Here is a 26,395-nt window from a genome sequence, read left to right on the forward strand (position 1 = left end):
ATTCAACTTCTGAACAAACAACAACTACTTCTGAGCAACAACAAGATACAGCTAAATCTGAAGATACTTCTTCTAATGATTCAACTGACGTAAAAGCTCAAGATACTGTTGCTTCTGACGTTGAAAAATCTGATGCTACTTCTGAGAAAGCTACTGCTTCTACTGAGCAACAACAAGATACAGCTAAATCTGAAGATAAAGCTTCTAATGATTCAACTGACGTAAAAGCTCAAGATACTGTTGCTTCTGATGTTGAAAAATCTAATTCAACTTCTGAACAAACAACAACTACTTCTGAGCAACAACAAGATACAGTTAAATCTGAAGATAAAGCTTCTAATGATTCAACTGACGTAAAAGCTCAAGACACTGTTGCTTCTGACGTTGAAAAATCTGATGCTACTTCTGAAAAAACATCAACTACTACTGCTAAGCAACAACAAGATACAGCTAAATCTGAAGATAAAACTTCTAATGATTCAACTGATGTAAAAGCTCAAGATACAGCTACTTCTGAAGCTAAAAAAGAAGTCACTTCTGATAAAGAAGTAAAACCTTCTGCGTTAGTTGCTAAAAAAGCACAAACAACAGAAAGCACTTCAAAAGCACAACCTTCAACGTTTAGTGCAAAAGCAACACCTAAACTTAGAGCTGCAACAACAAATACAACAACAGCTTCTCGTGCTGTAACAGAAAAAGCAACACCTAAACTTAGAGCTGCAACAACAAATACAACAACAGCTTCTCGTGCTGTAACAGAAAAAGCAGCTACATCAAAAGTAGCGTTACCGAAATATTCACCAAAAGTAAAATCTTCTATCAACGATTATATTCGTAAGAAGAATTACAAAACTCCAAATTACGAACAAGATATCGCAAGTTATTTACCTAAATATAGTTATCGCTATGGTAAACCAGAAGGTATTGTCTTACATGAAACCGCAAATGATAATTCAACTATTGATGGCGAAGTAAACTATATGAAGAATAACTACAATAGCGCTTTCGTTCATGCTTATGTTGATGGCAATCGCATCATTGAAACAGCGAACACAGACTACCTTGCATGGGGTGCTGGTCCTCAAGCCAATGAACGCTTCATTCACGTAGAATTAGTGCACACGCATGACTATGATTCATTTGCGCGTTCTATTAATAACTATGCTGATTATGCTGCAACAAATCTACAATATTATGGTTTAGCACCTGATAGTGCAGAATATGATGGTAATGGAACTGTTTGGACTCACAGAGCGGTAAGTAACTTCTTAGGTGGTTCTGATCACAGTGACCCACATGGTTACCTAGAATCACATAATTATAGCTATGATGAACTTTATGATTTAATTTACGAAAAATATTTAATCAAAGTTGGAAAAGCAGCTGCTTGGGGAACTACTTCATCTGGAAGTACAGGTTCTGGAAGCACGGGTACAACTACCCCTTCTAAGACTGGTACTGTTAAAGTTACTGCAAATAACGGTGTCGGACGTATTAATAGTAAAAATGATGGTCTATACACTACCGTTTATGACCAAAATGGTAAAAAGACAGACCGTGTAAATCAAACGTTGAAAGTCACTAAATCTGCGACTATCGGTAAAGAAAACTTCTACTTAGTCTCTGACTTTAATAAAGGTACTTTACTTGGATGGGTACACCAAAGTGATGTTAGCTATAATGCTGCTAAAGCTGCGACTTCAATTAATAAATCATATAAGATTAATCCAGGAGAAGTGATTTATACAGTACCTTGGGGAACAAGCGCTCAAAAAGCTGGTACAGTTTCTGGAAAATCTGCACAAACATTTAAAGCGACTAAACAACAACAAATTGGTAAAACCAATTATGTATATGGTACTGTTAACAATATTACTGGTTGGGTAAGCTTAAGCAAACTTTCAACAACAAGTACAACACCAAGCAAACTTTCAACAACAAGTACAACACCAAGCAAACCGTCAACTACAACGTCTAAATTAGTAGTTACAAACCTTACTAACCAACAAGGTACAGTAGCTAAATCAAATCATGGTGTATACACATCAGTATATGATAAAGCAGGCGTTCAAAAATCTTATGTTAATGGTAAAACTTACAAACTAAGTAAGAAAGCAACTTTAGGCAGTAAATCATTCTACTTAATTACAGATAATAAAACGAATGCGAATTTAGGTTGGATGTTAACTGGTGACATTACAGTTAAAGAAGCTGCTAAAAAAGCAACTACTAATCAAACTCAAACTGTAAGTAAAATTGGTCAACTTAATACGAAAAATTCAGGTGTTAAATCAACTGTTTATGATGAAAAAGGCAAAGATGCTTCTAAATTAGCTGGCAAGACTTACACAGTTACGAAACAACGTACGCAAGGTGATAACACTTATGTATTAATACAAAATGCTAAACAAAATACCCCAATTGGTTGGGTTAATACTAAAGATATTAATACTCGCAGCCTAAGTAAAACAGCTGCTAAAAAAGGTCAGTATACTGTGAAAGCTACAAATAGTGGTTTATATGCAGTGCCTTGGGGTACTAAATCGCAACAATTAGATGCTCTTAAAAACCTTAAAAACAATAAGTTTACAGCCTCAAAATCAGTATTTGTTGATAAAGATGAATACCTTTACGGCATCGTAAATAATAAAACAGGTTGGATTGCTGCTAAAGATTTAAACAAAGTCCAAAATGCAACTAAACCTAGCACAACAAAGACACCAACAGCGTCTAAGTCAGCAGTGACACCAATTAAATATGACTACGTTATTTATAATAAAAATGGAAGTTACTATCTTGATCCAACTACTGGTAAAGCTTCCGGTTCATTAAAAGATTTCTACGAAGGTATCTTCACAGTTTATGAAAAACAAGTCATTAATGGTGTTACATGGTATCACGGTAAATTAACAAATGGTAAAGTTGTTTGGGTTAAAGAAAATGACTTACGTAAAGAGTTAGTAAAATATTATAAAACTGGACTTACGTTAAACCAAGCAGTAGCGTTACAAAAAGGTTTATCATATAAACCTCAAATTCAACGTACACCTGGTAAATGGGAAAATGCTACTTCTGCAGAAATTAAAAATGCTATGGACTCTAGCAAATTAGCTAAAGATCCAACTCAAAAATATCAATTCTTACGTTTAGACAAATCACAGAATATCTCTTCTGCTGATTTAAATAAACTACTTATTGGTAAAGGCGTTTTAGAAGGTCAAGGCGAAGCATTTAGTGAAGCTGCTAAAGCTTATAACATAAATGAAGTTTACTTGATTTCACATGCCCTACTTGAAACTGGTAATGGTACTTCTAAACTTGCAAATGGCGGCGATGTTGTTAATGGTAAAGTTGTCACTAACGGTAAAAACAAATATTATAATATGTTTGGTATTGGCGCAGTTGACAATGATGCGGTTAGACAAGGCTTTGCAACAGCTAAAAATAACGGTTGGAATACTGTTAAAAAAGCAATCGTTGGTGGTGCTAAATTTATCGCTGGATCATATATACACCAAGGTCAAAACACACTTTATAAAATGCGTTGGAACCCTGAAAACCCAGGTGTTCACCAATACGCTACAGACGTAGCTTGGGCATCACATAATGCAACACGTATTAAAGGCTTCTATGATTCAATGAATAAATTAGGTAAATACTTCGACGTTGATACGTATAAATAGTATTGTTTCGACTGTTAAAATAAGTATTTCTAATAATTTCAAATAGTAAACAAAAGCGTACATGGTATAATCACTTCAAAATTTGTGATTGTACTCATGTACGCTTTTTATCTGTTATTAAATATATGCATGATGTGAATTCAATTTATGTAATAAACGATTCAAATTTTCGATATCATTAGCGGTAAGATGTTGACATCGCGCTTCAATTAAAGCGACCCTTACCTCATTAATCTGTTCTACTAATGCTTTAGCTTTATCAGTTACCATCAAATCTTTACATCTCATATCTTTACTTGATTGTTTACTTGTAATGTACCCCATTTGACTTAATTTTTTAATCCAACGCGAAACAATGGATTGTTCCTTGTTGATTTTCATAGTCAAATCATATTGAGATAATATCTTGTAATTGTACAGAATTCTCAACATTTCTAGCTGATCTGACGTCAAGTCCGTTCGTTGTCCGAACCTTCTACTTACTAAATTTAGGTCATTGCTTGTCAGTGTAATTAATTGCTCTAGTTGTTTATACATGCTGTTTCATCTCCACTACATTAAAATTAGTTTCATCAGAATTTATATACACTATTTTATTTTCTAATATTATAATAGTATTCATGACAATATACAATATTAAACTACAAATTGTACTAGATTGTTGCATTTCTCATACGATTTATAATAAATTAGATATAGTATATTTAAATTTTAGCGTAACTTATTAAAGGAGCTCCCCTATGCCACAATTAAAAGAGCGAGATTACTTTTTTGATAATGCAAGAGCTGTATTAATCTTTCTTGTTGTATTTGGACATTTATTACAACCCTATACTGAAGCGAGTCAGCATTTATCTGCATTGTATTTAACAATATATAGCTTCCACATGCCAGGTTTTTTATTTATTTCAGGCTATTTTGCCAAAAAAGCTGGTCAAGCCGGATATTTAGAAAAAGTCTCTAAAAAATTATTAATTCCATATGTCATTTTCTTTGGATTTTTCTCATTATATTATTATTTCACTGGCAAAGAAGATAGTGTAAAAATTGATCCATTTGATCCAGTTTTTGCATTATGGTTTTTACTGACTTTATTTTTCTTCCATGTGATATTAGTGATTGTAAAAGATTATAAACCCTATTTTGTTTTACCCATTGCAATTATTGTTTCTCTTTTTGCTGGCTATTCTGATAATATCGGCAATTACATGAGTTTTTCAAGAACCATTATGTTCTTTCCTATATTTTATTTAGGATATTTATTTACGACGAAACACATACAAATTTTAAAAAACAAAAAATTTATTCCGGTTTCAATTATCGTATTAGTATCCTTTTATATCATTTATACGTACCATCCGATTAATGCAGACTGGTTATTAGGCAATTCACCTTATATGTCACTAGAAGGCAAACAAGATTTATATAGTCCGGTTAAAAGACTATTATTGTATTTCATAATCTTAATTACTTTATTTTCATTCTTAAATTTAATTTCTGAAAAAGCGCATTACTTTACTTATATCGGTCGTAAAACGATGCATGTATATTTACTACACGGTCTTGTTATAGGTATCATACGTGGTTTTGGTATCTATCCGTTTAAAGAGTCGATATCTGTCTTCACGTACTTATATTTACTGCTATTTACGATGCTCATCGTATATGTATTGTCTACACGTTTTATATCAAAATGGACCAATCCCATTATAAACTTACAGTCCCCTTCTAAATTTAAAGCATAGACAAACAATCAATCGAATTGTATTGATTTTAATTATGTTATGATAAAGCTATGACATCAACATACGTTACAGTATGTTAAAAATATTCAAATACATTAGCTTTTACACAATCATACATATTATCAATACGATTCGTTATTTTATTTGAGGTGAAATATAAACAATGAAACTTTCATTAAACAATAATTCTAAATATTTAAGCGCACCAAGTATTAGACAATTTTCCAGTAGGATTAGTGGTATTCCAAATTGCATCAATTTAACGATTGGACAGCCTGATTTTCCGATGCCACAAGTCGTGAAAGATGCTTATATAAATGCAATCCGTGAAGATCAAACTAACTATTCACATAATAAAGGCTTAATTGAAACTAGAAATGCCGTAAGCCAATATTTTGAACAACGCTATCATTTTAAGTATAGTACCGAAGAAATTATTATCACAAATGGAGCAAGCGAAGCTTTGGACACCGCGTTAAGAAGTATAATTGATCCAGGTGATGAAATATTAATACCTGCCCCCGTATATTCTGGGTATATTCCATTAATTAAGACACTCGGTGGAACCCCCATTTATATTGATACATCTAAGACTGGTTATAAAGTAACGCCTGAGGCTGTTGAGGCGCATATTACTCCGCATACGAAGGCTATTTTGCTTAACTATCCAACGAATCCAACAGGCGTGATATTATCTTATGATGAAGTGCAAGCCCTGACAAATATGTTAAAAGAAAAGTCTCTATTTATTATTAGTGATGAAATTTATGCAGAAAATACATTTACAGGTTCACATACATCATTCGCTGAATTTAATGACATTCGTGATCAGCTATTGCTCATCGGTGGACTCAGCAAGTCACATTCAGCTACAGGAATTCGAATTGGTTTTCTTATTGGTCCAGAATACATTATAGAAAAATTAACCTTCATGCACGCTTATAATTGCATTTGTGCTAATGTTCCAGCTCAAATTGCTTGCATTGCAGCTTTAAACGAAGGTCTTGAAGCGCCACAGTATATGAATGAAGCTTATATTGAGCGTCGTGATTACTTAATTGAACGACTTGAGGCGCTTGGATTTGAACTAGACGCTAAACCAGAAGGTGCATTTTATATTTTCCCTAGTATTAAACAATTTACAGATGATGACTTTCAATTTTGCGTTGATGTCTTGGAAAATGCACATGTAGCTATTGTGCCAGGATCTGCTTTTACAGACATCGGTAAAGGTCATGTCCGTATTTCATATGCTTATGAGCTTGATGCCTTAAAAGAGGCAATGCGAAGACTTGAACAGTACCTTTCACATAATTATAAATAAACAAAAAACCAAGAAAAGTTATTGAGCTGCTCAAAACTTTTCTTGGTTTCTTTTATTTAGATATTATCAGATGATTTACCAGCTTAATATTCTACGATTTTACTTCATCATGTTTTGTATAAATATTTTTTTCTGCGAATGCTCTCAGAATCTGTAAATATTCCATTGAATCCTCAGTTTTCATATTAAACTGCTGAATTACCTCTTCGGAAACACGCGCGAATTTTTTCTTCAATTCTAATCCTTTGTCAGTTAATCTCACTTTAACTCTACGTTCATCATCAGCCGTTCTAATACGTTCTATTAGTTCTTTTTTTTCGAGACGCTTAATAATTGGGCTAATTGTACCTGAATCTAAATATAATTCATCACATAGCGTTTTTATATAAATTGGACGTTCATTCTCTATATATATTAAAACAATGAAATTTGGAAAACTAATATCTAATTCTTTCAAATGTTTATTAAATATATTGACTACTTCTTTACTTGTTATATAAAAAAGATAACATAGTTCTTTTCTCAATTCATTTAAATTGTTTGAAGTCATAACTCTCACCCCTAGTCCTTACATATTATATTAGTATATATTTTAATTTTAGTCAATTTTAATAAATATATGTAATAAAGTGTTCATAAAAGAATGTATTCTCCCATTAATTGAATAATGTTTGAACAACAGAAATTAATGTAAAAATATTTTTATTTTTACATTTTGAATTTAATTATATTTATTTTGACAAAAATTTAATTTTATAATTGCATTCAACATTCCTTACTAAACCAGTCTGTTTAAATCTACAATAAAAAGAGCTAAATTAAACATTGTACGTTTAATTTAGCTCTTTGTTTAATAATGCGAAATACAATTGTAGTTCTTCACTAATTTATGGAAATTTAGGGAATTGATCAAAGTCTGGATCGCGTTTTTCTTTAAACGCATCTCTACCTTCTTTTGCTTCATCTGTTGTATAGTAAAGTAGCGTAGCGTCTCCAGCCATTTGTTGTAATCCAGCTAAACCATCTGTATCTGCGTTCATTGCAGCTTTTAAGAATCTTAATGCAGTTGGTGAATGTTGTTTCATTTCCTGACACCATTGTACTGTTTCGTCTTCTACTTGGTCTAATGGTACGACTGTATTAACTAAGCCCATATCTAGAGCTTCTTGTGCATTATACTGGCGACATAAATACCAGATTTCGCGCGCTTTTTTATGTCCAACGATACGTGCTAAATAACCTGAACCGTAACCGGCGTCAAATGAACCAACTTTCGGTCCAGTTTGTCCGAAGATTGCATTATCTGCAGCAATAGTTAAGTCACATACCACATTTAATACATTACCGCCTCCGACTGCATATCCTCTAACCATAGCCACAACTGGTTTCGGAATAACACGAATCAATCTTTGTAAGTCTAATACGTTTAGACGTGGGATTTGGTCATCACCAACGTAACCACCATGACCACGTACTTTTTGATCTCCACCGGAACAGAATGCTTTATCGCCTTCACCTGTTAAAATAATAACTGAAATACGTTGATCATCACGTGCTCTTGAAAATGCATCAATCATTTCTTGTACCGTGTTAGGTGTAAATGCGTTGCGTACCTCTGGACGGTTAATTGTTATTTTGGCAATACCGTCATAAAATTCATATTTAATTTCTTTATATTCTCTAATTGTTTCCCATTGTCTAGTCATTTTGCTCCTCCTTATGAATAAAACCTAATACTATTCTATCAAATTCTGCCATTTCTTCCACATGAACTGTATGTCCACTGTTTTCAACTTCATGTAGTTTGCTAGTAGTTATTTCTGTAGTCATGCGTTGCGCAATTTTACAGAATTTCCCATCTAATTGTCCTACAATAATACAAGTAGGTATTTTAATTTGTGCTAATTGTGTCCATAAATTCGGCATATGTCCTGTACCATATTCACGCAATGCTTTTGCTAAACGTGCTGGATTTTGACGTAATCGCATAGCTCGAATTTCTTTTTGACACACCTTATCTAAATCGTACTGAGTATAGAAAAGCGGTAATTTTTCCCAATCATTCACGAAGATTTCTAAACCTGCAATATCCAGCACTTTGGCTCTAGCATGATCCACAAGTTGTCTTTCATTTCTTTCTTCCTCATCTTCTATACCTGGAGAAGTACTCTCAAGTATAAGACCGTGCAAATTAACTTGTCCATGCATCGCGTAGTACAACGCAATCCTACCACCCATTGAGTAACCATGTAAAAATAATTGATAATCCGAAAACGTTGCTAATGTAAGATCTAATTGCTCGCAAATAAAATCAAAGTCCCACACTTGTTCAACATCCGACATGTCTTCCCCATGACCTGGTAAATCAATAGTCAATACATTCATTTCGCTTGTGAATTGTTGTATATGCTGATCAAAACTATGCTGATCACTGATAAAACCATGTAACATAATTAACAACTGCTGTTTAGGATTATCTGATTGATGAAATTTATAATGTAACATTTATAATATCACTCAACTTTTTATAGAGTTTTAGATGTTGTTGTTTGTTCTCTTCACGATGCGTTAAAATTTCATAAATATGTGAACCTAATTTGGATAATTCTGCATATTTAAATGCCTCAATCGTGTCATATCTTTCAAAAGCAAAATCATATAATAATGCTGTATGTTCAAAGTTTAAGCCTGTCGGTGTACCAAACAATCTTTCAAAATAGGCATCTGCTGCTTCTTTTTGTGGTAAATACGAGAAGATACCACCACCATCGTTATTTAATAATATAATGTTCAGCTGAATATCATTTAATTTAGACATCAGTAGGCCATTCATATCATGATAAAACGCTAAGTCACCAATTAACAATGTGACACGTTTATGCACAGCCATGCCCAACGCTGTTGAAATCACGCCATCAATTCCATTTGCGCCGCGATTGGCATATACTTCAGCGTCACAATCAATAAATAAATTATCTACATCTCGGATAGGCATACTATTACTAACAAATAACGTATCTTTGGATGACAATTTATCTATTACATTGGCAACGTATGCCGCCTCATCCGTTGCAGTTCTCAAGTGGTCTTTGATTTCAACAATTGCCTGTTTTTCTAATGTCTGCCATTTTTCTAACCATTGTTTGCGCTCAACGGTTGGTGTTTCTGACATTTGTCTAAAGAAATCATTAGCCGACATTTCATATGACACCTGAGGAGATACTGGAAAGGCGTCAGGTTCATCATTATTTTGTACTAGAATTTGAAAGGCTTTGGTTTCTTTTAGCCATATGTTTAGTTTTTTAGAAATGACTGGTTTGCCAACACGAATGACAAAGTCTATTTCTAAATCTAAGCCAGCTCTAAATAGTAAATCATAAGTTGTTACTACATTAGGATGATGTTCTCGTCGTAATTGACTAAGTGGATCTGCTAATATAGGTAAGTCATGAATCGTAGCATATGTCAGTATTTGGTCAACGTCTTGATGTTGCATATCTCCTACGATAATCAATCCTTTACGCTTTTTAACAACTGTACTGATTTCATTAAGACTTGTTGTTTTTTGATAATGTGGCAACACTTTTCTATCTGCTGTTAGCCATTCTACTTTTTCGACATTCGGTGTTAATGGCTCTCTAAAAGGCAAGTTAAAATGTATCGGGCCACGGTGTGGTCCATATAGAAATTGGCTTGCTTTCTGTAATTGAAATTTAATCGTACTTTCCATAATATCCAGTTCATCATTTTCATCAGCAATTGGAAAATCAAACTGAAATTTCACATAGTTATTAAACATATTCACTTGATTTATGGCTTGGGGTGCACCAATCCCTCTTAACTCATGCGGACGATCACTTGTCATTACAACTAGTGGCAAGTGACTTAGGCTACTCTCCGATATAGCTGGAGTATAATTTGCTGCTGCACTACCTGACGTACAAAGGATAGCTACAGGTCTCTCGCTACCTTTCATTAAGCCCATTGCAAAAAATGCTGCACTACGTTCATCCGGGTGAATCCACGATTTCATTTTAGGATGTGCTTCGATTGCGATTGCCATTGGAGTCGAACGAGACCCTGGACTAATAACAACCTCTCTAATACCATAAGCATATAATTCTGAAACAAATGTAAATACTTGTTTTGTTAAAGCATTTGTATGGTTATTCATATTCCTCAACTCCTAAAGCTTTCATCATAGGGTTAAATTTTACTGCTGTTTCTTCAACTTCACTATCTGCATCAGAATTCTTGACGATACCGCAACCAGCAAATAATGTAGCTTGATTGTGTTTAATCAACATCGATCTTATCGCAACAATAAATTCACAATTATCATACATATCGATATATCCTACTGGTGCACCATAAAGCCCACGTGTTCCAAATTCTTTTTCTTCAATATAGCTAATAGCTTCACCTTTAGGATAACCCCCCAAAGCTGGTGTAGGATGTAGATTATCTAGTAAGCCAATATATGAATTATTTTTTAAATTACCTTTAATTTTTGTATATAAATGATATAAGTGGTCATTAGTTAAAATTTGTGGTTCCTTATTATACGTTGTATCTTCTACATAAGTATCTATATCACTTAAAATGCTTTCCACAACAAAGCGATGCTCATTTAAATTCTTATCATCATTTAAAAAAGCTTTAATGTTTGCATTGTCAATCTCATCGTTATGTGTGCGCTTGATTGTACCTGCGACAGCTTTCGTTGATAATACGCCACTCTTGATTTCCATTAATTGCTCTGGCGTTTGCGAGAAGAAGACACTGTCTTGTGATTCTAAGACAAATAAATAACTATTATGTTCTCCTCGTGATGCCTTTTTCAAAATATATGGTATGTTAATATCTCTATCAAACATCACCATACGTTTTCGAGCTAAGACAATCTTCTTATGTACATCTAACATATCAATTGTCTCTTGAACTAAATCACGCCATTCATCTTTGTAGATATCATCAATACGTTTGATATTTCCCATATCACAATCAGGAAATACGTTTTTTTGCGTCAAATTATCTATAATTGCTTTAAAGGTATCTATTTTAAAATCTTTGGCTTTTACCGTATACGTTATATAAGTCGCGTCCTTTTCCATCGTCACTAATACTTCTGGTAATATAAAATGATTAATCCCAAATTCACGCCACTCATCACCTGATTTATGTGTAGAAAATTGAAAACCACCACAAATTTTCAAATGGTGTTTGTCCGAACTAGGATGAATTAAGCTTATATCACTTTTATATTTTTCCCATTCACGGAAAATGGATTGCTTACTTTCAAAATCATTTTTGAGTCTCGTAATAGCATGATAGCCAAAGAATGATGTTTCGTTGTCATTTTTCTTATAATAAAAACGGTCTCCTGCTAAATCTTCTGTTAAATGGAACAATAATGCAGGGTCTAATACTTCATTTATTTTTGCTTCAACAGAAACCCAAGTATGATTGTTTTCATATACCGCCTCGACAATTTCACGTTCTCTGACGTCTATAGTCATCTATTTCACTTCTTTCATTTATCAGTTTGCACTCATTACAATATTGTACCACTTTTCACAATGTGTGTATGGTTTCGAGCTTATTTCATTAATACAAATTTTCCGTTATTTGACCTGTACAACTTCTTCCATTAAAATAAATTTGATAAAAAATATTATAAATTAAAAGAATTCGAGGTAAATCATTATGGCATCTCAATATCAACAATATTCAACTGTCAGAAAATACTGGCATCTGATGAGACCACATACATTGACTGCTGCTGTCGTACCCGTACTTGTGGGTACTGCTTCTGCTAAAATTTTCCTACTTGGTAGTGAAGATCATTTAAAATTAAGTTTATTCTTAGCAATGTTACTTGCTTGTTTGTTAATCCAAGCTGCAACAAACATGTTTAATGAATATTACGATTTCAAAAAAGGATTAGATGATCACACTTCTGTAGGTATAGGTGGCGCAATCGTACGTAATGGTATGAGTCCCAAATTAGTCATGAATATCGCAATCGCATTTTACATTATTGCCGGCTTGCTAGGCATATTTATCGCGATTCAAAGTTCATTTTGGCTTTTACCTGTTGGTTTGGTTTGTATGGCAGTAGGCTACCTTTATACTGGTGGTCCATTCCCTATTTCATGGACCCCATTTGGAGAATTATTTTCCGGTATCTTTATGGGTATGATTATTATTTTAATCGCCTTCTTTATACAAACTGGCAACTTACAAGGACTCATTGTTTGGATTAGTATCCCTATCGTAATCACAATCGGTATGATTAATATGGCGAATAATATTCGTGACCGTGTGAAGGATAAAGACAGTGGTCGTATGACGCTGCCAATCCTATTAGGTAAAAATAATTCCATACGCTTCTTGGCGCTTATGTATATCGTGGCTTATGTACTAGTTATATTTATTACATTCTTCATCCCAGGTGGATCTATCTTTTTCTTACTAGCATTATTATCGTTCCCTATGCCTATCAAAGCTGTGCGTAGATTCAAGAAAAATGATACACCACAAACAATGATGCCAGCAATGGCAGCAACTGGAAAAACTAATACATTCTTTGGTTTACTATATGCATTAGGTATTTATATCAGTGCATTACTTGGTGGTATTTAAAAAATTAAATCAACGCATGACTAAGGATCTGGGACATAAATAAATGTTTCAGATCCTTTGTCAATTAGACAATAGTTGACTGAATTGAACATGTAGAGTTTCACTGCTTAATTCATTAAGTTAGTATGGCTCATGCATGAGCTTCAGCTCAGGTATACTTTTCAGTCCTAAACATCATCTTGCCGGGGTGGGACTACGAAATCTTTATTAGAATACTTGATTTCTGTCTCACCTCTTTTATTTTTCACTGTTAATCATGTGATAATGGTTATGTCCATAAAGGTCGAACTCACTATCAATACTGAATCCTAATTTTTTATAAACACGAAGCGCACCATCATTATGAATATCGCAATTTAAACTCCACTTATTATCTTTATTTGATTCTAATACATGCTGAACAAGTTTCGTTGCAATGCCACGCCCACGAAATTCTGGGAATGTTGCTACTGTTTCAATATACCATTCGTCATCATGTGCTTCTTTCATTGGCATAGGCGACCCATACGCACGTATATCATCATCTAAATCCATATCAAGCCAAGCCTGTTCCAATGCTATTTCTTTATCACCTGGGTACGCAATTAAGCATCCTGCTACTTGTCCATCTAATTCATAAATCCATGTATTACTATAGTGGCCTCTATATGGCACATCAATCATACTTTTTTCCATAATTGTTAATAGTCTTGATTTCTCAATATCTCTAACCATGTCTATTTCTAATTCTTTCCAAATGATATAACACAACTCTGCAATTTTGGGAATATCATCTGGTTTCGCTTTTCTAATCATCTTATATGCCCCTTTTCAATTCATTGTTTAACTTAATTATAAATGATTAAATTAAAATTTCGAAGTAATGACTATTTCTTAAAAGAAATAATTTAAGTAGTTTTCGATTGTTGTATTTTAAAATTTAAGCGATAATTAATATAATACATTCAATTTAAGAAAGGACATGAACGTATGAAAGTAAACAAAGTAATCTATGTTGTGCTCGCATTTATACTAGGATGGTGTGGTATTCACAAATTCTATTCTAATCAACTTCTACAAGGAGTAATTCATCTCATTTTCTTTTGGACCGGCATCCCTTATATACTCGCTATTATTAGTGGTATTATCACAATTTTCTTCAAACCAGCAGATGAGGACGGTTTAATAAGTTTCACAAAATAAATGACGCTCCGTTTTTCATTATTTTCCGATTTAACACTTAACTTATATGAAAATTGGGTAAATAACATATAATGCAAATTCTAGTATTTGACTGATAATTTAGGAGGATTAAAATGAAAAATATAATTAAGCGTGTTTTTAGAGCATTAGCAGTTGGTTATATCGTTAAAGCAATCAGAAATTTAATTAGTAAAAAATCACAATAATATATAAATAAAGCTGATAACTACCTTTGTAGAGGTGATTATCAGCTTTTATTTTTGTTCTATATTAATTTACATTAACTTCAATTTCTATATCAATTGTTTGTTTTAAAGCCTTCGAATACGGGCAATAATTGTGAGCTTTTTCTACATATGCTTCTGCTTCTTCTTGACTCAAATCCGTTAAAGTAACATCTAAACTTGCTGATAATTTTACGCCACCATCACTTTTATCAGGTAGAAAATATGCTGTCACTTTGACTTCAGGTTCAATTTCCGCTTTACCGCTTTGCTTTAAGATGTGCATAAGTGCATTATTAAAACATGAGCTATATCCTGCTGCAAATAATTGCTCAGGATTTGACTCCGTTACGCCGTTACCTCCCATTTCTTTGGGTACAGCTAAATCTTGATAAAAAGTATTATCTTCACTGAAAACTTTACCATCTCGTCCACCATTACTAATGACTGTTGTTTCATATAAAGATTTTACCATATGATACACTCCTTTTTATAATATATTCATTTATTATCGAATTTAAATTAATTCAATAATAATAATACCACCTATTTAAAAAATACAAAAATTTAGAACTATAGTTCTAATTACATATTATTTCGTATTACAATTTAAACCGTTAGATAATGAAAATATTGTATTGGACAATTAAAAACGTAAGCTTATTTAAGTCTATCTACCGATCAACACTTAGGAATGCCCCAGTGTCGTATAACATTCAATTGTATGACAATTACATTTGAATAATAATCAATTAGGAAAAAATGAAATAAAATAATTATTTTGCAGTATAATATTCTTAAGAAAATCAAAGGGGTGACTATTATGATTACAGATATTGTTAATGCAATTATCACTATCATTAAAGCAATCATCGCTGCAGTACCTAAGTAAGTGAATAACAGAGTCAAAAAGGGATACTCCTGATCATGTTCTGGAGTATCCCTTATTTTATTACTGATATTTAATTGTATTCATGCATTTTCCTATTTGAAATATTACAGGTTGTAGTCTACCTAGCAATAACATAGTAGGAAATTAGTAGTTAAATAAAGTAGATAACCTTTATAAAATAAAAAGACGACGTGACTATGCCGACTTAAATATTTGATAATTTTTTTATATTGTGTTAATTTAGATATGAAAAAGGCGACACACAATACGTGTATCGCCCAAGCGATCCCGTTAAAAAGACGGTGGCTGGTTTAAATAATTATTCGAAAATAATCATCTCGTCCTTGCCAAAGTTAGAGATGGTTATTTTTTATGATTTAATTTAACAATTGCAATCACTAAACCTAATAAGGTAACGATGAAAGTACCGAAACCTAACATTAAGTGTAGTGTTTCTACAATTGAAACCACACAAGGCGTCTCCTTTCTAAAGATTTTGTCGGCACTTCCATAAGCACCACCTCACTTTATACTAAGATTAGCCACCATCTATCTAACTTACTCATTTTTTATTCTAACATATTTTTAATGAATTCCTATAAAATTAGAATTCTTTTCACTTCTTATTGTTCAACATTATAAGTTAATGAATACTTCTCAATAGAATATCCGCTATATGCTTAAAATACTTCTGTTAGATGAAACACCCAAAGTTGAAAATGATAAAGCTAAACAGGCATTAGACAAAATAGTAACTAATGCCAACACGTTAGAGTAAAACTCAAAAATGATATTAATATTGTCGCAACGTTGGCGTAAAACTCCATTTGCGACACTTAACCAAAATTATCGTGACATAATAAAAAAACCCGCTAAATTAACGTTTTACTTACGTCAACTTAACGGGAATTAACTAAATTACGGAAACGGAGGGATTCGAACCCTCGCGCCGCTTTCGCGACCTACACCCTTAGCAGGGGCGCCTCTTCAGCCAACTTGAGTACGTTTCCAATGGCTCCACAGGTAGGACTCGAACCTACGACCGATCGGTTAACAGCCGATAGCTCTACCACTGAGCTACTGTGGATTAATGTGTTCTCTCTAATCAAGCACAAATACTATTATATCAACAATGTTAAATTTTTCAAGTAGAAAAACCAAAAAAATATGCGGAATATTTACACTAAATTAATATAATATTCCACATATGTCATTTTTACATATAAAATCAATAGTAATTTCGCTATTTATTTTCGAATAAAGAATACTTAGCTAGTGCTTCATAAATGTTTAATTGAGGTTTGGTGTAATCAATTGGAGAGTCCGGATCAAATGTTGCAACTCTTGCTGCTCTGTCCATCATGTAATAATATAATATGCCATTTAGATATTGATGTTGCATACTATGTGCTGAAATATTAGCAATAATCGTTTGATTATCTACAAACGTAACTTTACATTTTTTCTCTTTCACAGCTTTGATATTGTGGACATAATGAATATTGATCCAAGTGTTTTCTTCTTTTCTGTCAGAATGTGTTGGGAAAAAATACGTAGGAAAAAGCGGAGTGAATAAAATCGGTGGTTTACTACTAATGCCTGTAATACGCATTGTATCTTCTTTTTTAAAGCTATAACTACTACCATAAAATCTACAAGATCGGTCAATAATCTTAGGAACGCGTTCTTTCAAAATTTTACTTTCATCTTTATATCTCAGTAGATAGCTTCCTTCATTTTTACCTGTGGCCAAATTACATGGTTGTATGGCCATATCACCTTTTTTAATAATATAGGGTTGAATCATGTTGTTACCTCCTTGTTATATGTGACGATAAACAAATAATATACCAACAACATCTTAAAATCAACTTATATAATAATTATTTTTATAAGTTTTCTACAATTAATTTTCGGAGCAGAATCTTTTGCAATTATTAATTTTTAGAAAAGTTGCATTTTACACTTATTTCTTCAGAAAAGTCAGAATATTCATTGATTTCAAAATTAAAACCTTGTATACTATTACTTAAATATAAACAGAAAGGTCGTGTAGGCAATGAAGCATAATACACATGTTAAATATAATACGCTAGAATCTTTTGTCTCAACCATTAATGATTTGGGTATTGAGTTAATCATTGATGAATCACTACGCAATGTTCGTAAGCAGCAATTAGAACTGTTAATTGATAATGCACTAAAAAATAAAAACGAGAATGATTTCAAACGTTTTACTGAAGAATATAAGCAATTGGAGGAATTTCTCGTTGGCTAATTTAATCTTTTCATATTCAAAATAAGGTCTATTCCCTACTTTAACTAAGATAGAGAATAGACCTTTTTAATTTTAAAAATTAAGAGTTTTAAGACATTAATCTGATTAGTTCGTAGCGATCAATATCCCCAAAATAGTGATATATATCATAATTTGAAAGTGCTTCTTCTATGCTTTCAAATTCATGCATGGTACCTTCTAGTGCGTTTTCTAATTCGGTAATATCTCCCTCTCCAAAGAAGTCGCCGAAAATTTTTGCGTGTTCAATGCGTCCTTTTTTCACGTCCAACTTAATTTGCACAAAGCCTTTATCAAATTTTTCCTCGCGCTCAAAGTTATACTTTGGATTTCTACCGTAATTCCATTCCCATGTACGATATTTTTCATTACTTAATTTTTCAATATTAGCCCAATCTTCGTCCGTCAATTTATATTCTTCTACCTGCATCGCTTCACCAAAAATTGTTTTCAAAATAATTTCTTTAAACTGATCAATGTCGATGGGTTCTTCTAAGAATTCTGAAATATTAGCAACTCTACTTCTGACGGATTTAATGCCTTTAGATTTAATTTTTGCTGGGTTTACTTTCAATGCATTCTGTACTTCGTTCAATTCACTGTTTAACATCAATGTGCCATGACTAAACATGCGCTCTTTCACTTTAACCATTGCATTACCGGAAATTTTGGCTTTTCCAACTTGAATGTCATTTCTCCCACTGAGCTCTGCATTCACCCCGAGTTTGTTCAAAGCTTCAACAATGGGTTCTGTGAATTTTTTAAAGTTATGAAAACTATTTCCGTCATCATCTGTAATAAAGCTAAAGTTTAGATTCCCCGTATCATGATACACGGCACCCCCACCGGATATGCGTCTTACAACGTCAATACCATGTGCATCAATATACGGCTGATTCACTTCTTCAATTGTGTTTTGATTTTTCCCAATAATTATCGATGGTCTATTTACATAAAATAAGAAATAGCTATCGTCTTTAGGCATATGCTTTAACACGTACTCTTCCATTGCCAAATTCAATGTTGGATCCGTAATATCATTATTACTAATAAATTTCATCAACTACACTCCTTTACCATATATGAAACAAAGACCAAAATAGATGTCTCAGCTACATTTTTAATTAAGCAGTAGATGCGTGAATTGAAAGTTCACTTATATCAAGTTTTTTCAATCCCAATCATCCTTGCCAAGGTGGGACTACGAAATCTCTATTAGAGCATTTGATTTCTGCCCGATCCCCATATATACCCTTATATTATTTATGCAATATTTTCGACAAAAATGCCAATCATTCACACTATAATTTTACTAAAATCTTGAAAATGCTTTATATCACACTATTTAATGTTTATTTGTTTATTTGTTTGTCGATTTTTTGTATAATACTATCTAGTTAGCATTTCTAGGAGGACTTAAAATGACTGTTGCAGAAGTTGGAAATATTGTAGAATTTTATGACGGCTTAAAAGGTCGAGTAGAAAAGATTAATGACAACTCAGTAATTGTAGACTTAACAATTATGGAGAACTTCGAAGAACTAGACTTGCCAGAGAAAACTGTCATTAATCATAAACGATACACAATCGTTGAGCAAGAAGGATAATTATAATGAATAGAATTTCTAAGGCGTTAATATGGTTTATTGTAAGTTTTATCGTATTTCACTTAATACTATTTATTATGTGGGGCGAAAAACAGGAATATTGGTATTTGTACACTGGCATAATGCTTATCGCTGGAGTTAGTTATATCTTTTATCAAAGAGATATTGAATCTAAACGATTACTCACATCACTTGGTATCGGGATTATTACAGGTATAGCACTAATTGTAATTCAACTTATTTTGGCAGCAATATTTTCTGATATAAAATATGCTGAATTAATCAAAGAATTAACACGTACAGGTGTCTATTATAAATGGCAAATGTTAGTGACATTACTCTTTGTTATACCGTGTCATGAACTTTATATGAGAACTGTTTTACAAAAAGAATTACTTAAATTAAACATTCCAAGTTGGTTGAGCATTATTATTACGGCATTATGTTCTGCTTCATTGTTTTTCTATTTAGATAATATGTGGATTATGTTCTTTATATTTATTGTTCAGTTAGTACTTTCAATTAGTTATTTCTATACACGTAGAATTGCTACTACAGCTGTAGCACAAATTGTTGCAGTAGTTATTCTCTTAATATTTAATGTATAGCCATAAAAATCATACAATAATTTAGCAAAAGCTGGAAGATTTCAATAATAATGAAATCTTCCAGCTTTTTTAGGTTAACACGTTAAATGTTTGATTTTGTTGAATATTATAACTTGAATCTTTTAATTTTCTTGAAATAAGCTCTACCATCGTAATTTCTCCGGACTCATGAATAATGGCATTTTCCAAATATTGTCTATAATTTCTATAACAATAATCCGTCATGCTTATACGGTACGTGTGTGCTAAATCAATATTATGCAATTGTACGCGTTGAAATGGCTGCGCATTCATATCAATAGTATAGTCGACACCTTGCCAGAACGTGCATAGTGTTTCATCAACTATGGTTAAACTTAATGCACCTGCGCTAAATTCAATGTGTCCATAACAATATTCTAGTATATCTTTTATTTGTTGGCCTTTTATTGTTACATCAATTGGAATATCTGGATGTGGATACGCATTATATAACAGTTCATTTGTGATTTCACCAGACAACCCTTCTTCGCCACTCGTAGGTAAATGTACGCAAGATATATCATTATCATATGCTTGACGTATACTATCATGTAATAATTGCGTAAATGCATGTGGTTGCTTAATCACGTCGGCTAAACCTGAGACACTTGCCTCTGTCTTTAGCGTGGTTAAAGATTCTTCACTCCAATGTTCAACTGTTTTTCGATCATAATACGTTAAATCAAGTAGATCTGCATCTTCTTCATATTCGTTTAAATCAACGATTTGAGAGTCAACATTTTCTAATTCATATGAATTGGTACGTTTTTTAAAATTCAGCTTCACATGAATCAATTGTTCTGCATTTTGACCTGCTTGTACATACAAAGTCTTATCATTTTGCCCTATAAATGTTTGATGTTGATGCCCTGTAATCAGTAAATCAATAACGCCTAATGTTTGCATTAATTTTTCCGCTTCATTGACATTTTGTTCACGTTCAGTTGCTGACTTATTAAGTTGGTTTAATCCACCATGGTAAATGACAATAAGAAATTCTGGCATCTCGGTTTCATGAATATATCGAATCCATCTTTTAGATGACAATAATGTCTTTTCTATACGCACATCACTTTCCATTTCAAAATGCTCACGTTCCATTAATCCATCTGATGTTAAACCGACAATTGCAACTTTAACTCCTTCAATTTCCTTTATAGTATATGGCGTTGAAAAATAAGGTTCTCTCGTTTGCTTATATTCTATATTGGCAGATAACCACGGGAATCTAGATAATGATACTGCTCTTGAAAAGAATGACAAACCAAACTTAAATTCATTTGGACTGATACCACTTGCATCATACTCCATCGCATTCATTAACTTTATCATTGGATGGCGCTTATATGGTGCCACGACTGCATAATAAAATGCAGCTAGTGATCCTGCTAAACTACCGCCACTATCCAATAGTATGACATGCTCACTTTCATCGCGAATTGATTTAACATATGTTCCAGCTCTATATATATTTGAGCCGCTATCACCATTTAGAAAATAACTATGCATATCTGAAGTCGTAATGACATCAATAGCAACTTTTTCATTTTTATTCATAGGCCACTCTCCTCATCAACCATATTTTAACATGATTATTAAATACTACGACACAAAAATCACTTTCAATGATACACACTGTATCCTAACTTTTCGTTTAGTTATAGCTAATTTTAAACAGACTCTGTAAAATCAAAAAATCCCACTTCATTAGACATTACGTCTATGAAGTGGGATTTACTTGAAATCATCATTATCCTATTTGGACACGTTCTTTTGGATAGTGATATTTATCTGGTTCACGTCTACCACCTATCATAATAATGAAACTAATTAATCCTACACGTCCAATAAACATGAGTATCATCAATGTAACTTTGGACATGTCATTAAAATTATCCGTCACGCCTAATGATAATCCGCATGTACCAAAGGCTGACATGACTTCAAAAAATGCTTGTAAGAATGATATTTTGCCATTTTCAACCATTAAAATGAAAATGGTACTAGCAAACGTTAATATACCTGCCATTGTAAATACTGCAAATGAACGCTGTACATCTGTTGTATGTATTTCACGATTAAATGCTTTAATGGACAATTTCTCACTATTATTATTGAAATTGAGTAAGAACAAAATGAGTATCGCGAATGTGGTAGTTCTTATACCACCACCTACAGAACTTGGAGATGACCCGATAAACATTAATATACTCATAATGACATTGGTACCTTCGTTGAAATGACTAACATCAATCGTTTGTAGGCCCGCACTTCTTGTTGTTGCCGATTGGAATAGTGCATAAAATAATGACTTATGCCATGACATATTTTGAAAAGCATGGTTATATTCAAATAATAAAATAATAAGCACACCAAATACGAATAACACTAAATATGTCATAGTTGTAATTTTAGCAAATAATGAAAATCTAAAGTTAGGAATTCTGTTTTTAATATATGCTTTAACTTCTATTAATACTGGGAATCCAATGGAACCTAAAATTATTAAAAACATCACTATCGTCTGTACAAAATAATCATTGGCATAAGGTATTAATGACTGTCCAGTTATATCCAAACCGCCATTTGTTGTAGCTGACACTGCTACAAACAAACCTTGCATGATAGCATATTGTAAATCAGGGTTATCTCTGTAAAAGTAAAATGCTAATAATGCAGCACCAACTGCTTCGATAATTAAAATAGTACGTACAATATCTAGAATTAATTTAACCGTACCGCTCATAGTATCTTTATTATTATCTAACATTATTAATTGTCTTTCACGCATACCAATATGTTTACCCAACACTACCCATAACATCGTACCAATAGCCATGACACCGATTCCACCGATATTAAGGATAATCATAATAATAATTTGACCGAATGTCGTATAGGTGTCCACAATATTGACCGGTGATAGGCCTGTTACACTAACACCCGATACTGCTACAAATAAGGAATCGACTGGATCAACGTGAATCCCTGGTTTATGAACAAATGGCAAATTTAGTAATAGGAATGCAACTATAATAGCTACAATGTAATACATGACTATACCTTGTTGAGGACTGGATTTTTTTAATAATTGATTGAAAATGGACAACGCGTATTCACCTCAACACTACTTCAATTTTAATTTGATATCTTTTACCTTACCATCTCTATATATTTTTGCTGGCAACGTATCTAGATCATCTTTATGACTAAAAATAATTTGTCTATATCTAAGATTATCTTCTACTTCTTTACCATCTAATTCTACTATTACATCATTTTTTTGCAACCCAGATTTTTCTCCGAGACTATTTTCTTTTACTTCACCAATCACAACGCCATGATTCACATCACTCGGCAAGTGGATAGATTGTCGCGCTGTATCGTCTAAATCTTTGATATTGGCCATTTTAACACCAGTATTTGGATAAGTCACTTCACCATTAGCCTCTAATTGTTTGGCAATATTTGTTGCATCATTTACTGGAATTGCAAATGCGATACCTTCAACATTCTCCATATCAATTTTTATTGAAGCAATACCAATCAATTTACCATGTTGATCAATTACGCCTCCTCCAGAATTACCTGGGTTAACAGGCGCATCTATTTGGAATGCATTCATAAGTACATCATATTGTTTGTCCTTATCTATATCCACAGGCACGTGTCGATTCAAACCAGATACAATACCTTCCGATACACTACCTTTAAAATCAACACCAAGTGGATTCCCCACAACGATAATAGGCTCTCCAAGCACCAATGTGCTAGAATCTCCCATTTTTATTGGTTTGACATCATTACCAGATTTAACTTTTGCTTTTACTACAGCAATATCTGAATATTTGTCTGATCCAATCACTGTGCCAATTGTATAGTCATTATTACCATATGTAATTTTCTGTTCTTTTTTATCACCCACAACATGTGCATTTGTAATAATAAAAATAGAGTCGCCCACTTTTTTGTAGACGACGCCTGAACCTAACTCATTTTCTTTTCCGGCCTCTTGTGTTTCTTTCTCAGCTGATGAAGCATGTTTCCCTGTATCGTTTTCAACTGTAACTACAGAATGAATCGCACTGTTAGCGCTTTTCATCGTTGTTGTATACGTTTTGTCTTCGTTATGACTGCTCTGGAATATGCTGTCTTTTGAAGTTCCATTTCTATCAACGTTATTGAAAATGGCATTGATTAATACAATTAATAAAATAACAGCAATGACGATTAAAATTTTCGCCCAATGTTCCTCTAAGAAATATTTGATCTTATCTACGATTGAAACATTGTTTTTCCCATTATTTGGTGTATGTGTTTTAGTATCTTTATAAGTATGCTTATCTTTGTGAAGTTTGTCTGACTGACCGCCTTCAATATAATGATTCACGCGAGATTGTTGTGCCTCTTCGGAATAAAAATGATCATCGTCACGTTGCTTAGAAATTGGCCCACTAGCTTCAGACATTTTTTTGTGCGATTCAGTCTTTGCTTTAGACTTATTTGCAGTTGACTTACTTTGGGCAGGGGTTGCTGCCACTTTTGCTTGTTCTTCACCTTCAGACACATTGTCCTGGTTTGAAGTTTGGTCATTTGCTTCTAGTGCATCGATATTTTGTGTTGATTTATCATCTTCTGCATTGTAATGATCACTTCGCTGTGCAGCCAATGCACGCTGTTGATGAATTTCTTCTTGCGTAAGTTTTTCAATACGTGCTTTTCTCAAATTATCTTTGACACGTGCTTCATTATTTTTAGCTAAAATTTCTTCTTTCTCTGCACGTTGTTTTCGTGCATTTCTTTCTTTCTCTATACGTTGTTCCCGTTCCTCATTATGAAAGTACGCGCGTCTCTTACGTCCATATTGGGCTCTAGGAATTACATGTTTTTTATCATTAGACATCAAAACGCCCCCTAAATTGCATGTTACTATGTTATCTATTATGACATATCACAGTATTTTTTTCTGCTATTATCTTGGTTTTATTCAAGGTATATTTTTAGCATATTGTACTACTCATCAACTTTGATATTAATCAATGATGATGGCTAAACTATGCGCTTAAAAAACTACTTTATGGAAATTTTTTGTAAAATCATTACAACATAAAACCCCTGACTCGCATAAACTGCGAATTAGGGGTCTTCTCAATCTTATTTCTTTTCTTCTTTTTTGTTTTTACGAACGGAAGTTAACCAACCGATTACGACTAATACAATCATAACTGTCCAGAAGATAGATTGCCATAAGACACTATGTGGGAAGTGTTCTGGTAAAATTAAAATATCTGGATGTGCTAATACCATCACGACTAATTTAATTCCGACCCAACCAACGATAGCGAAGGCAGCACCTTCGAGTCCTGGGTATTTGTTAAGTAAGTTTACAAACCATGTTGCAGCAAAACGCATGATAATCACACCGAACATACCACCTAGGAACATGACAGCAAATTGCCCTAAGTCCATACCACCAAAGTGGATACCTACTGCTGGTAACGTAACTGCAATAGCAAGTGCAGCAAGCATTGAATCTATAGCAAATGCAATATCTGCAAATTCAACTTTTAATACTGTTCCCCAGAAAGTTTTCGGACTCGCATGAATTTCTGATCCATCATCATCAAAATGATGATCATCCGTACCATCTTGATCTTGATGGTCTTTTTCTTTAAAGAATGATATCAAATTTCGTATAGACATATACAATAAGTATATTGCACCTAATGCTTGTATCCACCAGAAATGTGCGATGATACTAATTAGGAATAGTGAAATAAAACGAAATACAAATGCACCAAGTAAACCATAAAATAGTGCTTTCTTACGTTGTTCAGGCGGTAAATGTTTTACCATTACGGCCATAACGACTGCATTATCTGCAGCTAATAAACCTTCTAAAAATACAAGTACGACAAGTACCCATAGATAAGGTAAGATCAAACTCGGATCCATACTGGACAACTCCTTTTATTTAAGCATAAAAATAGAGACCTAAGCTAAGTTAGCAAATTCGGCATATAATGCTATGTAATTAAACGTTTACTACAACATTTAATACAAAGTATATATTCTTATTCACTATTAGCAAAGGTCTCACTCGACATTGTTATTATGCCCATTTTACCGGAAGCCTAAACTTCGTAATGACGATAAAATGACTATGTT

At 33.1% G+C, this 26,395-nt stretch carries 24 protein-coding genes and 2 tRNA genes; 9 read left to right on the plus strand and 17 right to left on the minus strand.

Features of this window, described 5'->3' with window-relative positions:
• A partial coding sequence (locus ACSULM_RS10830) for an N-acetylmuramoyl-L-alanine amidase (RefSeq protein ID WP_436862655.1) occupies positions 1–3,683 on the plus strand: 3,683 nt, incomplete at its 5' end.
• 117 nt (positions 3,684–3,800) lie between these two features.
• On the opposite strand, the gene ACSULM_RS10835 is transcribed toward ACSULM_RS10830, so the two are convergent.
• Positions 3,801–4,220: a MarR family transcriptional regulator gene (locus ACSULM_RS10835; protein ID WP_436862656.1), complete on the minus strand. Its 420-nt coding sequence runs from the start codon at positions 4,218–4,220 to the stop codon at positions 3,801–3,803.
• 203 nt (positions 4,221–4,423) lie between these two features.
• On the opposite strand from ACSULM_RS10835, the gene ACSULM_RS10840 reads away from it, so the two are divergent.
• Both ACSULM_RS10840 and ACSULM_RS10845 read left to right on the plus strand, forming a co-directional pair.
• On the plus strand, positions 4,424–5,428 hold the full coding sequence (locus ACSULM_RS10840; protein WP_436862657.1) for an acyltransferase family protein: 1,005 nt from the start codon (positions 4,424–4,426) through the stop codon (positions 5,426–5,428).
• A gap of 163 nt (positions 5,429–5,591) precedes the next feature.
• On the plus strand, positions 5,592–6,752 hold the full coding sequence (locus tag ACSULM_RS10845; protein ID WP_436862658.1) for an aminotransferase class I/II-fold pyridoxal phosphate-dependent enzyme: 1,161 nt from the start codon (positions 5,592–5,594) through the stop codon (positions 6,750–6,752).
• Between the two features lie 91 nt (positions 6,753–6,843).
• Here the strand turns inward: ACSULM_RS10845 and ACSULM_RS10850 are convergent, their stop codons facing one another.
• The 5 genes from ACSULM_RS10850 to ACSULM_RS10870 form a co-directional block, all read right to left on the minus strand.
• Positions 6,844–7,302, minus strand: a complete 459-nt coding sequence (locus ACSULM_RS10850; RefSeq protein ID WP_436862659.1) for a MarR family winged helix-turn-helix transcriptional regulator — start codon at positions 7,300–7,302, stop codon at positions 6,844–6,846.
• A gap of 337 nt (positions 7,303–7,639) precedes the next feature.
• On the minus strand, positions 7,640–8,458 hold the full coding sequence (gene menB / locus ACSULM_RS10855; protein ID WP_069994885.1) for a 1,4-dihydroxy-2-naphthoyl-CoA synthase: 819 nt from the start codon (positions 8,456–8,458) through the stop codon (positions 7,640–7,642).
• Positions 8,451–9,257 carry a 2-succinyl-6-hydroxy-2,4-cyclohexadiene-1-carboxylate synthase gene (menH, locus tag ACSULM_RS10860; RefSeq protein WP_436862660.1) on the minus strand — a complete coding sequence of 269 codons (807 nt, stop codon included), beginning with the start codon at positions 9,255–9,257 and terminating at the stop codon, positions 8,451–8,453. The genes menB and menH overlap by 8 nt, the downstream gene beginning before the upstream one ends.
• Positions 9,244–10,926: a 2-succinyl-5-enolpyruvyl-6-hydroxy-3-cyclohexene-1-carboxylic-acid synthase gene (gene menD / locus ACSULM_RS10865; protein WP_436862661.1), complete on the minus strand. Its 1,683-nt coding sequence runs from the start codon at positions 10,924–10,926 to the stop codon at positions 9,244–9,246. Before menD ends, menH begins: the two co-directional genes overlap by 14 nt.
• Entirely contained in the window at positions 10,919–12,271 is a 1,353-nt protein-coding gene (locus ACSULM_RS10870; protein ID WP_436862662.1) for an isochorismate synthase, read from the minus strand. Before ACSULM_RS10870 ends, menD begins: the two co-directional genes overlap by 8 nt.
• Positions 12,272–12,458: 187 nt before the next feature.
• Here ACSULM_RS10870 and ACSULM_RS10875 point away from each other — a divergent pair, with 187 nt between their 5' ends.
• Positions 12,459–13,397, plus strand: coding sequence for a 1,4-dihydroxy-2-naphthoate polyprenyltransferase (locus ACSULM_RS10875; protein WP_436862663.1), 939 nt, complete (start codon positions 12,459–12,461; stop codon positions 13,395–13,397).
• A 237-nt stretch (positions 13,398–13,634) separates the two neighbouring features.
• On the opposite strand, the gene ACSULM_RS10880 is transcribed toward ACSULM_RS10875, so the two are convergent.
• On the minus strand, positions 13,635–14,192 hold the full coding sequence (locus ACSULM_RS10880; protein ID WP_436862665.1) for a GNAT family N-acetyltransferase: 558 nt from the start codon (positions 14,190–14,192) through the stop codon (positions 13,635–13,637).
• Positions 14,193–14,366: 174 nt separating this feature from the next.
• On the opposite strand from ACSULM_RS10880, the gene ACSULM_RS10885 reads away from it, so the two are divergent.
• On the plus strand, positions 14,367–14,579 hold the full coding sequence (locus ACSULM_RS10885) for a TM2 domain-containing protein (RefSeq protein WP_069994891.1): 213 nt from the start codon (positions 14,367–14,369) through the stop codon (positions 14,577–14,579).
• A 113-nt stretch (positions 14,580–14,692) separates the two neighbouring features.
• Entirely contained in the window at positions 14,693–14,785 is a 93-nt protein-coding gene (locus tag ACSULM_RS10890) for an SAR1012 family small protein (RefSeq protein ID WP_258953780.1), read from the plus strand.
• Positions 14,786–14,849: 64 nt separating this feature from the next.
• Here ACSULM_RS10890 and ACSULM_RS10895 read toward each other — a convergent pair whose 3' ends face one another.
• The 5 genes from ACSULM_RS10895 to ACSULM_RS10915 form a co-directional block, all read right to left on the minus strand.
• The gene (locus tag ACSULM_RS10895) at positions 14,850–15,278 is read right to left on the minus strand and encodes an organic hydroperoxide resistance protein (protein WP_436862666.1); all 429 of its coding nucleotides are present in this window, start codon (positions 15,276–15,278) and stop codon (positions 14,850–14,852) included.
• Positions 15,279–16,058: 780 nt separating this feature from the next.
• Complete coding sequence (locus ACSULM_RS10900) at positions 16,059–16,166, minus strand: putative holin-like toxin (protein WP_436862667.1); 108 nt, start codon at positions 16,164–16,166, stop codon at positions 16,059–16,061.
• Positions 16,167–16,616: 450 nt separating this feature from the next.
• Positions 16,617–16,705, minus strand: a tRNA-Ser gene (locus tag ACSULM_RS10905).
• Between the two features lie 2 nt (positions 16,706–16,707).
• A tRNA-Asn gene (locus ACSULM_RS10910) sits at positions 16,708–16,782 on the minus strand.
• 156 nt (positions 16,783–16,938) lie between these two features.
• Positions 16,939–17,502, minus strand: coding sequence for a competence protein ComK (locus ACSULM_RS10915; RefSeq protein WP_436862668.1), 564 nt, complete (start codon positions 17,500–17,502; stop codon positions 16,939–16,941).
• A 252-nt stretch (positions 17,503–17,754) separates the two neighbouring features.
• Here ACSULM_RS10915 and ACSULM_RS10920 point away from each other — a divergent pair, with 252 nt between their 5' ends.
• The gene (locus ACSULM_RS10920; protein WP_436862669.1) at positions 17,755–17,973 is read left to right on the plus strand and encodes an IDEAL domain-containing protein; all 219 of its coding nucleotides are present in this window, start codon (positions 17,755–17,757) and stop codon (positions 17,971–17,973) included.
• A gap of 88 nt (positions 17,974–18,061) precedes the next feature.
• Here the strand turns inward: ACSULM_RS10920 and ACSULM_RS10925 are convergent, their stop codons facing one another.
• Positions 18,062–19,051, minus strand: a complete 990-nt coding sequence (locus ACSULM_RS10925; RefSeq protein WP_436862670.1) for a lipoate--protein ligase — start codon at positions 19,049–19,051, stop codon at positions 18,062–18,064.
• A gap of 361 nt (positions 19,052–19,412) precedes the next feature.
• On the opposite strand from ACSULM_RS10925, the gene ACSULM_RS10930 reads away from it, so the two are divergent.
• Positions 19,413–19,598, plus strand: coding sequence for a YkvS family protein (locus ACSULM_RS10930; protein WP_002483735.1), 186 nt, complete (start codon positions 19,413–19,415; stop codon positions 19,596–19,598).
• Positions 19,599–19,603: 5 nt separating this feature from the next.
• Positions 19,604–20,206 (plus strand): CPBP family glutamic-type intramembrane protease, encoded by a 603-nt coding sequence (locus tag ACSULM_RS10935; RefSeq protein ID WP_436862671.1) that lies wholly within the window; start codon positions 19,604–19,606, stop codon positions 20,204–20,206.
• A gap of 69 nt (positions 20,207–20,275) precedes the next feature.
• Here ACSULM_RS10935 and ACSULM_RS10940 read toward each other — a convergent pair whose 3' ends face one another.
• From ACSULM_RS10940 to ACSULM_RS10955, 4 genes are all read right to left on the minus strand, one after another.
• Positions 20,276–21,784: a bifunctional metallophosphatase/5'-nucleotidase gene (locus ACSULM_RS10940; RefSeq protein ID WP_436862672.1), complete on the minus strand. Its 1,509-nt coding sequence runs from the start codon at positions 21,782–21,784 to the stop codon at positions 20,276–20,278.
• A 193-nt stretch (positions 21,785–21,977) separates the two neighbouring features.
• Positions 21,978–23,336, minus strand: coding sequence for a TrkH family potassium uptake protein (locus ACSULM_RS10945; RefSeq protein WP_436855324.1), 1,359 nt, complete (start codon positions 23,334–23,336; stop codon positions 21,978–21,980).
• Positions 23,337–23,354: 18 nt separating this feature from the next.
• A complete protein-coding gene (locus ACSULM_RS10950) occupies positions 23,355–25,130 on the minus strand; it encodes a trypsin-like peptidase domain-containing protein (RefSeq protein ID WP_436862673.1) in 1,776 nt (591 codons plus the stop codon).
• Positions 25,131–25,381: 251 nt separating this feature from the next.
• Positions 25,382–26,182: a TerC family protein gene (locus ACSULM_RS10955; RefSeq protein WP_436855322.1), complete on the minus strand. Its 801-nt coding sequence runs from the start codon at positions 26,180–26,182 to the stop codon at positions 25,382–25,384.
• Positions 26,183–26,395 lie beyond the last annotated feature (213 nt).

The sequence above is a fragment of the Staphylococcus caeli genome (assembly GCF_051413795.1).
Taxonomy (GTDB): Bacteria; Bacillota; Bacilli; order Staphylococcales; family Staphylococcaceae; genus Staphylococcus; species Staphylococcus caeli_A.

Bases quoted from the DNA above. Each gene is read 5' to 3' on its own strand.
- ACSULM_RS10835 (WP_436862656.1), bottom strand. From the start codon at position 4,220: ATGTATAAACAACTAGAGCAATTAATTACACTGACAAGCAATGACCTA.
- ACSULM_RS10840 (WP_436862657.1), top strand. From the start codon at position 4,424: ATGCCACAATTAAAAGAGCGAGATTACTTTTTTGATAATGCAAGAGCT.
- ACSULM_RS10845 (WP_436862658.1), top strand. From the start codon at position 5,592: ATGAAACTTTCATTAAACAATAATTCTAAATATTTAAGCGCACCAAGT.
- ACSULM_RS10850 (WP_436862659.1), bottom strand. From the start codon at position 7,302: ATGACTTCAAACAATTTAAATGAATTGAGAAAAGAACTATGTTATCTT.
- menB (WP_069994885.1), bottom strand. From the start codon at position 8,458: ATGACTAGACAATGGGAAACAATTAGAGAATATAAAGAAATTAAATAT.
- menH (WP_436862660.1), bottom strand. From the start codon at position 9,257: ATGTTACATTATAAATTTCATCAATCAGATAATCCTAAACAGCAGTTG.
- menD (WP_436862661.1), bottom strand. From the start codon at position 10,926: ATGAATAACCATACAAATGCTTTAACAAAACAAGTATTTACATTTGTT.
- ACSULM_RS10870 (WP_436862662.1), bottom strand. From the start codon at position 12,271: ATGACTATAGACGTCAGAGAACGTGAAATTGTCGAGGCGGTATATGAA.
- ACSULM_RS10875 (WP_436862663.1), top strand. From the start codon at position 12,459: ATGGCATCTCAATATCAACAATATTCAACTGTCAGAAAATACTGGCAT.
- ACSULM_RS10880 (WP_436862665.1), bottom strand. From the start codon at position 14,192: ATGATTAGAAAAGCGAAACCAGATGATATTCCCAAAATTGCAGAGTTG.
- ACSULM_RS10885 (WP_069994891.1), top strand. From the start codon at position 14,367: ATGAAAGTAAACAAAGTAATCTATGTTGTGCTCGCATTTATACTAGGA.
- ACSULM_RS10890 (WP_258953780.1), top strand. From the start codon at position 14,693: ATGAAAAATATAATTAAGCGTGTTTTTAGAGCATTAGCAGTTGGTTAT.
- ACSULM_RS10895 (WP_436862666.1), bottom strand. From the start codon at position 15,278: ATGGTAAAATCTTTATATGAAACAACAGTCATTAGTAATGGTGGACGA.
- ACSULM_RS10915 (WP_436862668.1), bottom strand. From the start codon at position 17,502: ATGATTCAACCCTATATTATTAAAAAAGGTGATATGGCCATACAACCA.
- ACSULM_RS10920 (WP_436862669.1), top strand. From the start codon at position 17,755: ATGAAGCATAATACACATGTTAAATATAATACGCTAGAATCTTTTGTC.
- ACSULM_RS10925 (WP_436862670.1), bottom strand. From the start codon at position 19,051: ATGAAATTTATTAGTAATAATGATATTACGGATCCAACATTGAATTTG.
- ACSULM_RS10930 (WP_002483735.1), top strand. From the start codon at position 19,413: ATGACTGTTGCAGAAGTTGGAAATATTGTAGAATTTTATGACGGCTTA.
- ACSULM_RS10935 (WP_436862671.1), top strand. From the start codon at position 19,604: ATGAATAGAATTTCTAAGGCGTTAATATGGTTTATTGTAAGTTTTATC.
- ACSULM_RS10940 (WP_436862672.1), bottom strand. From the start codon at position 21,784: ATGAATAAAAATGAAAAAGTTGCTATTGATGTCATTACGACTTCAGAT.
- ACSULM_RS10950 (WP_436862673.1), bottom strand. From the start codon at position 25,130: ATGTCTAATGATAAAAAACATGTAATTCCTAGAGCCCAATATGGACGT.
- ACSULM_RS10955 (WP_436855322.1), bottom strand. From the start codon at position 26,182: ATGGATCCGAGTTTGATCTTACCTTATCTATGGGTACTTGTCGTACTT.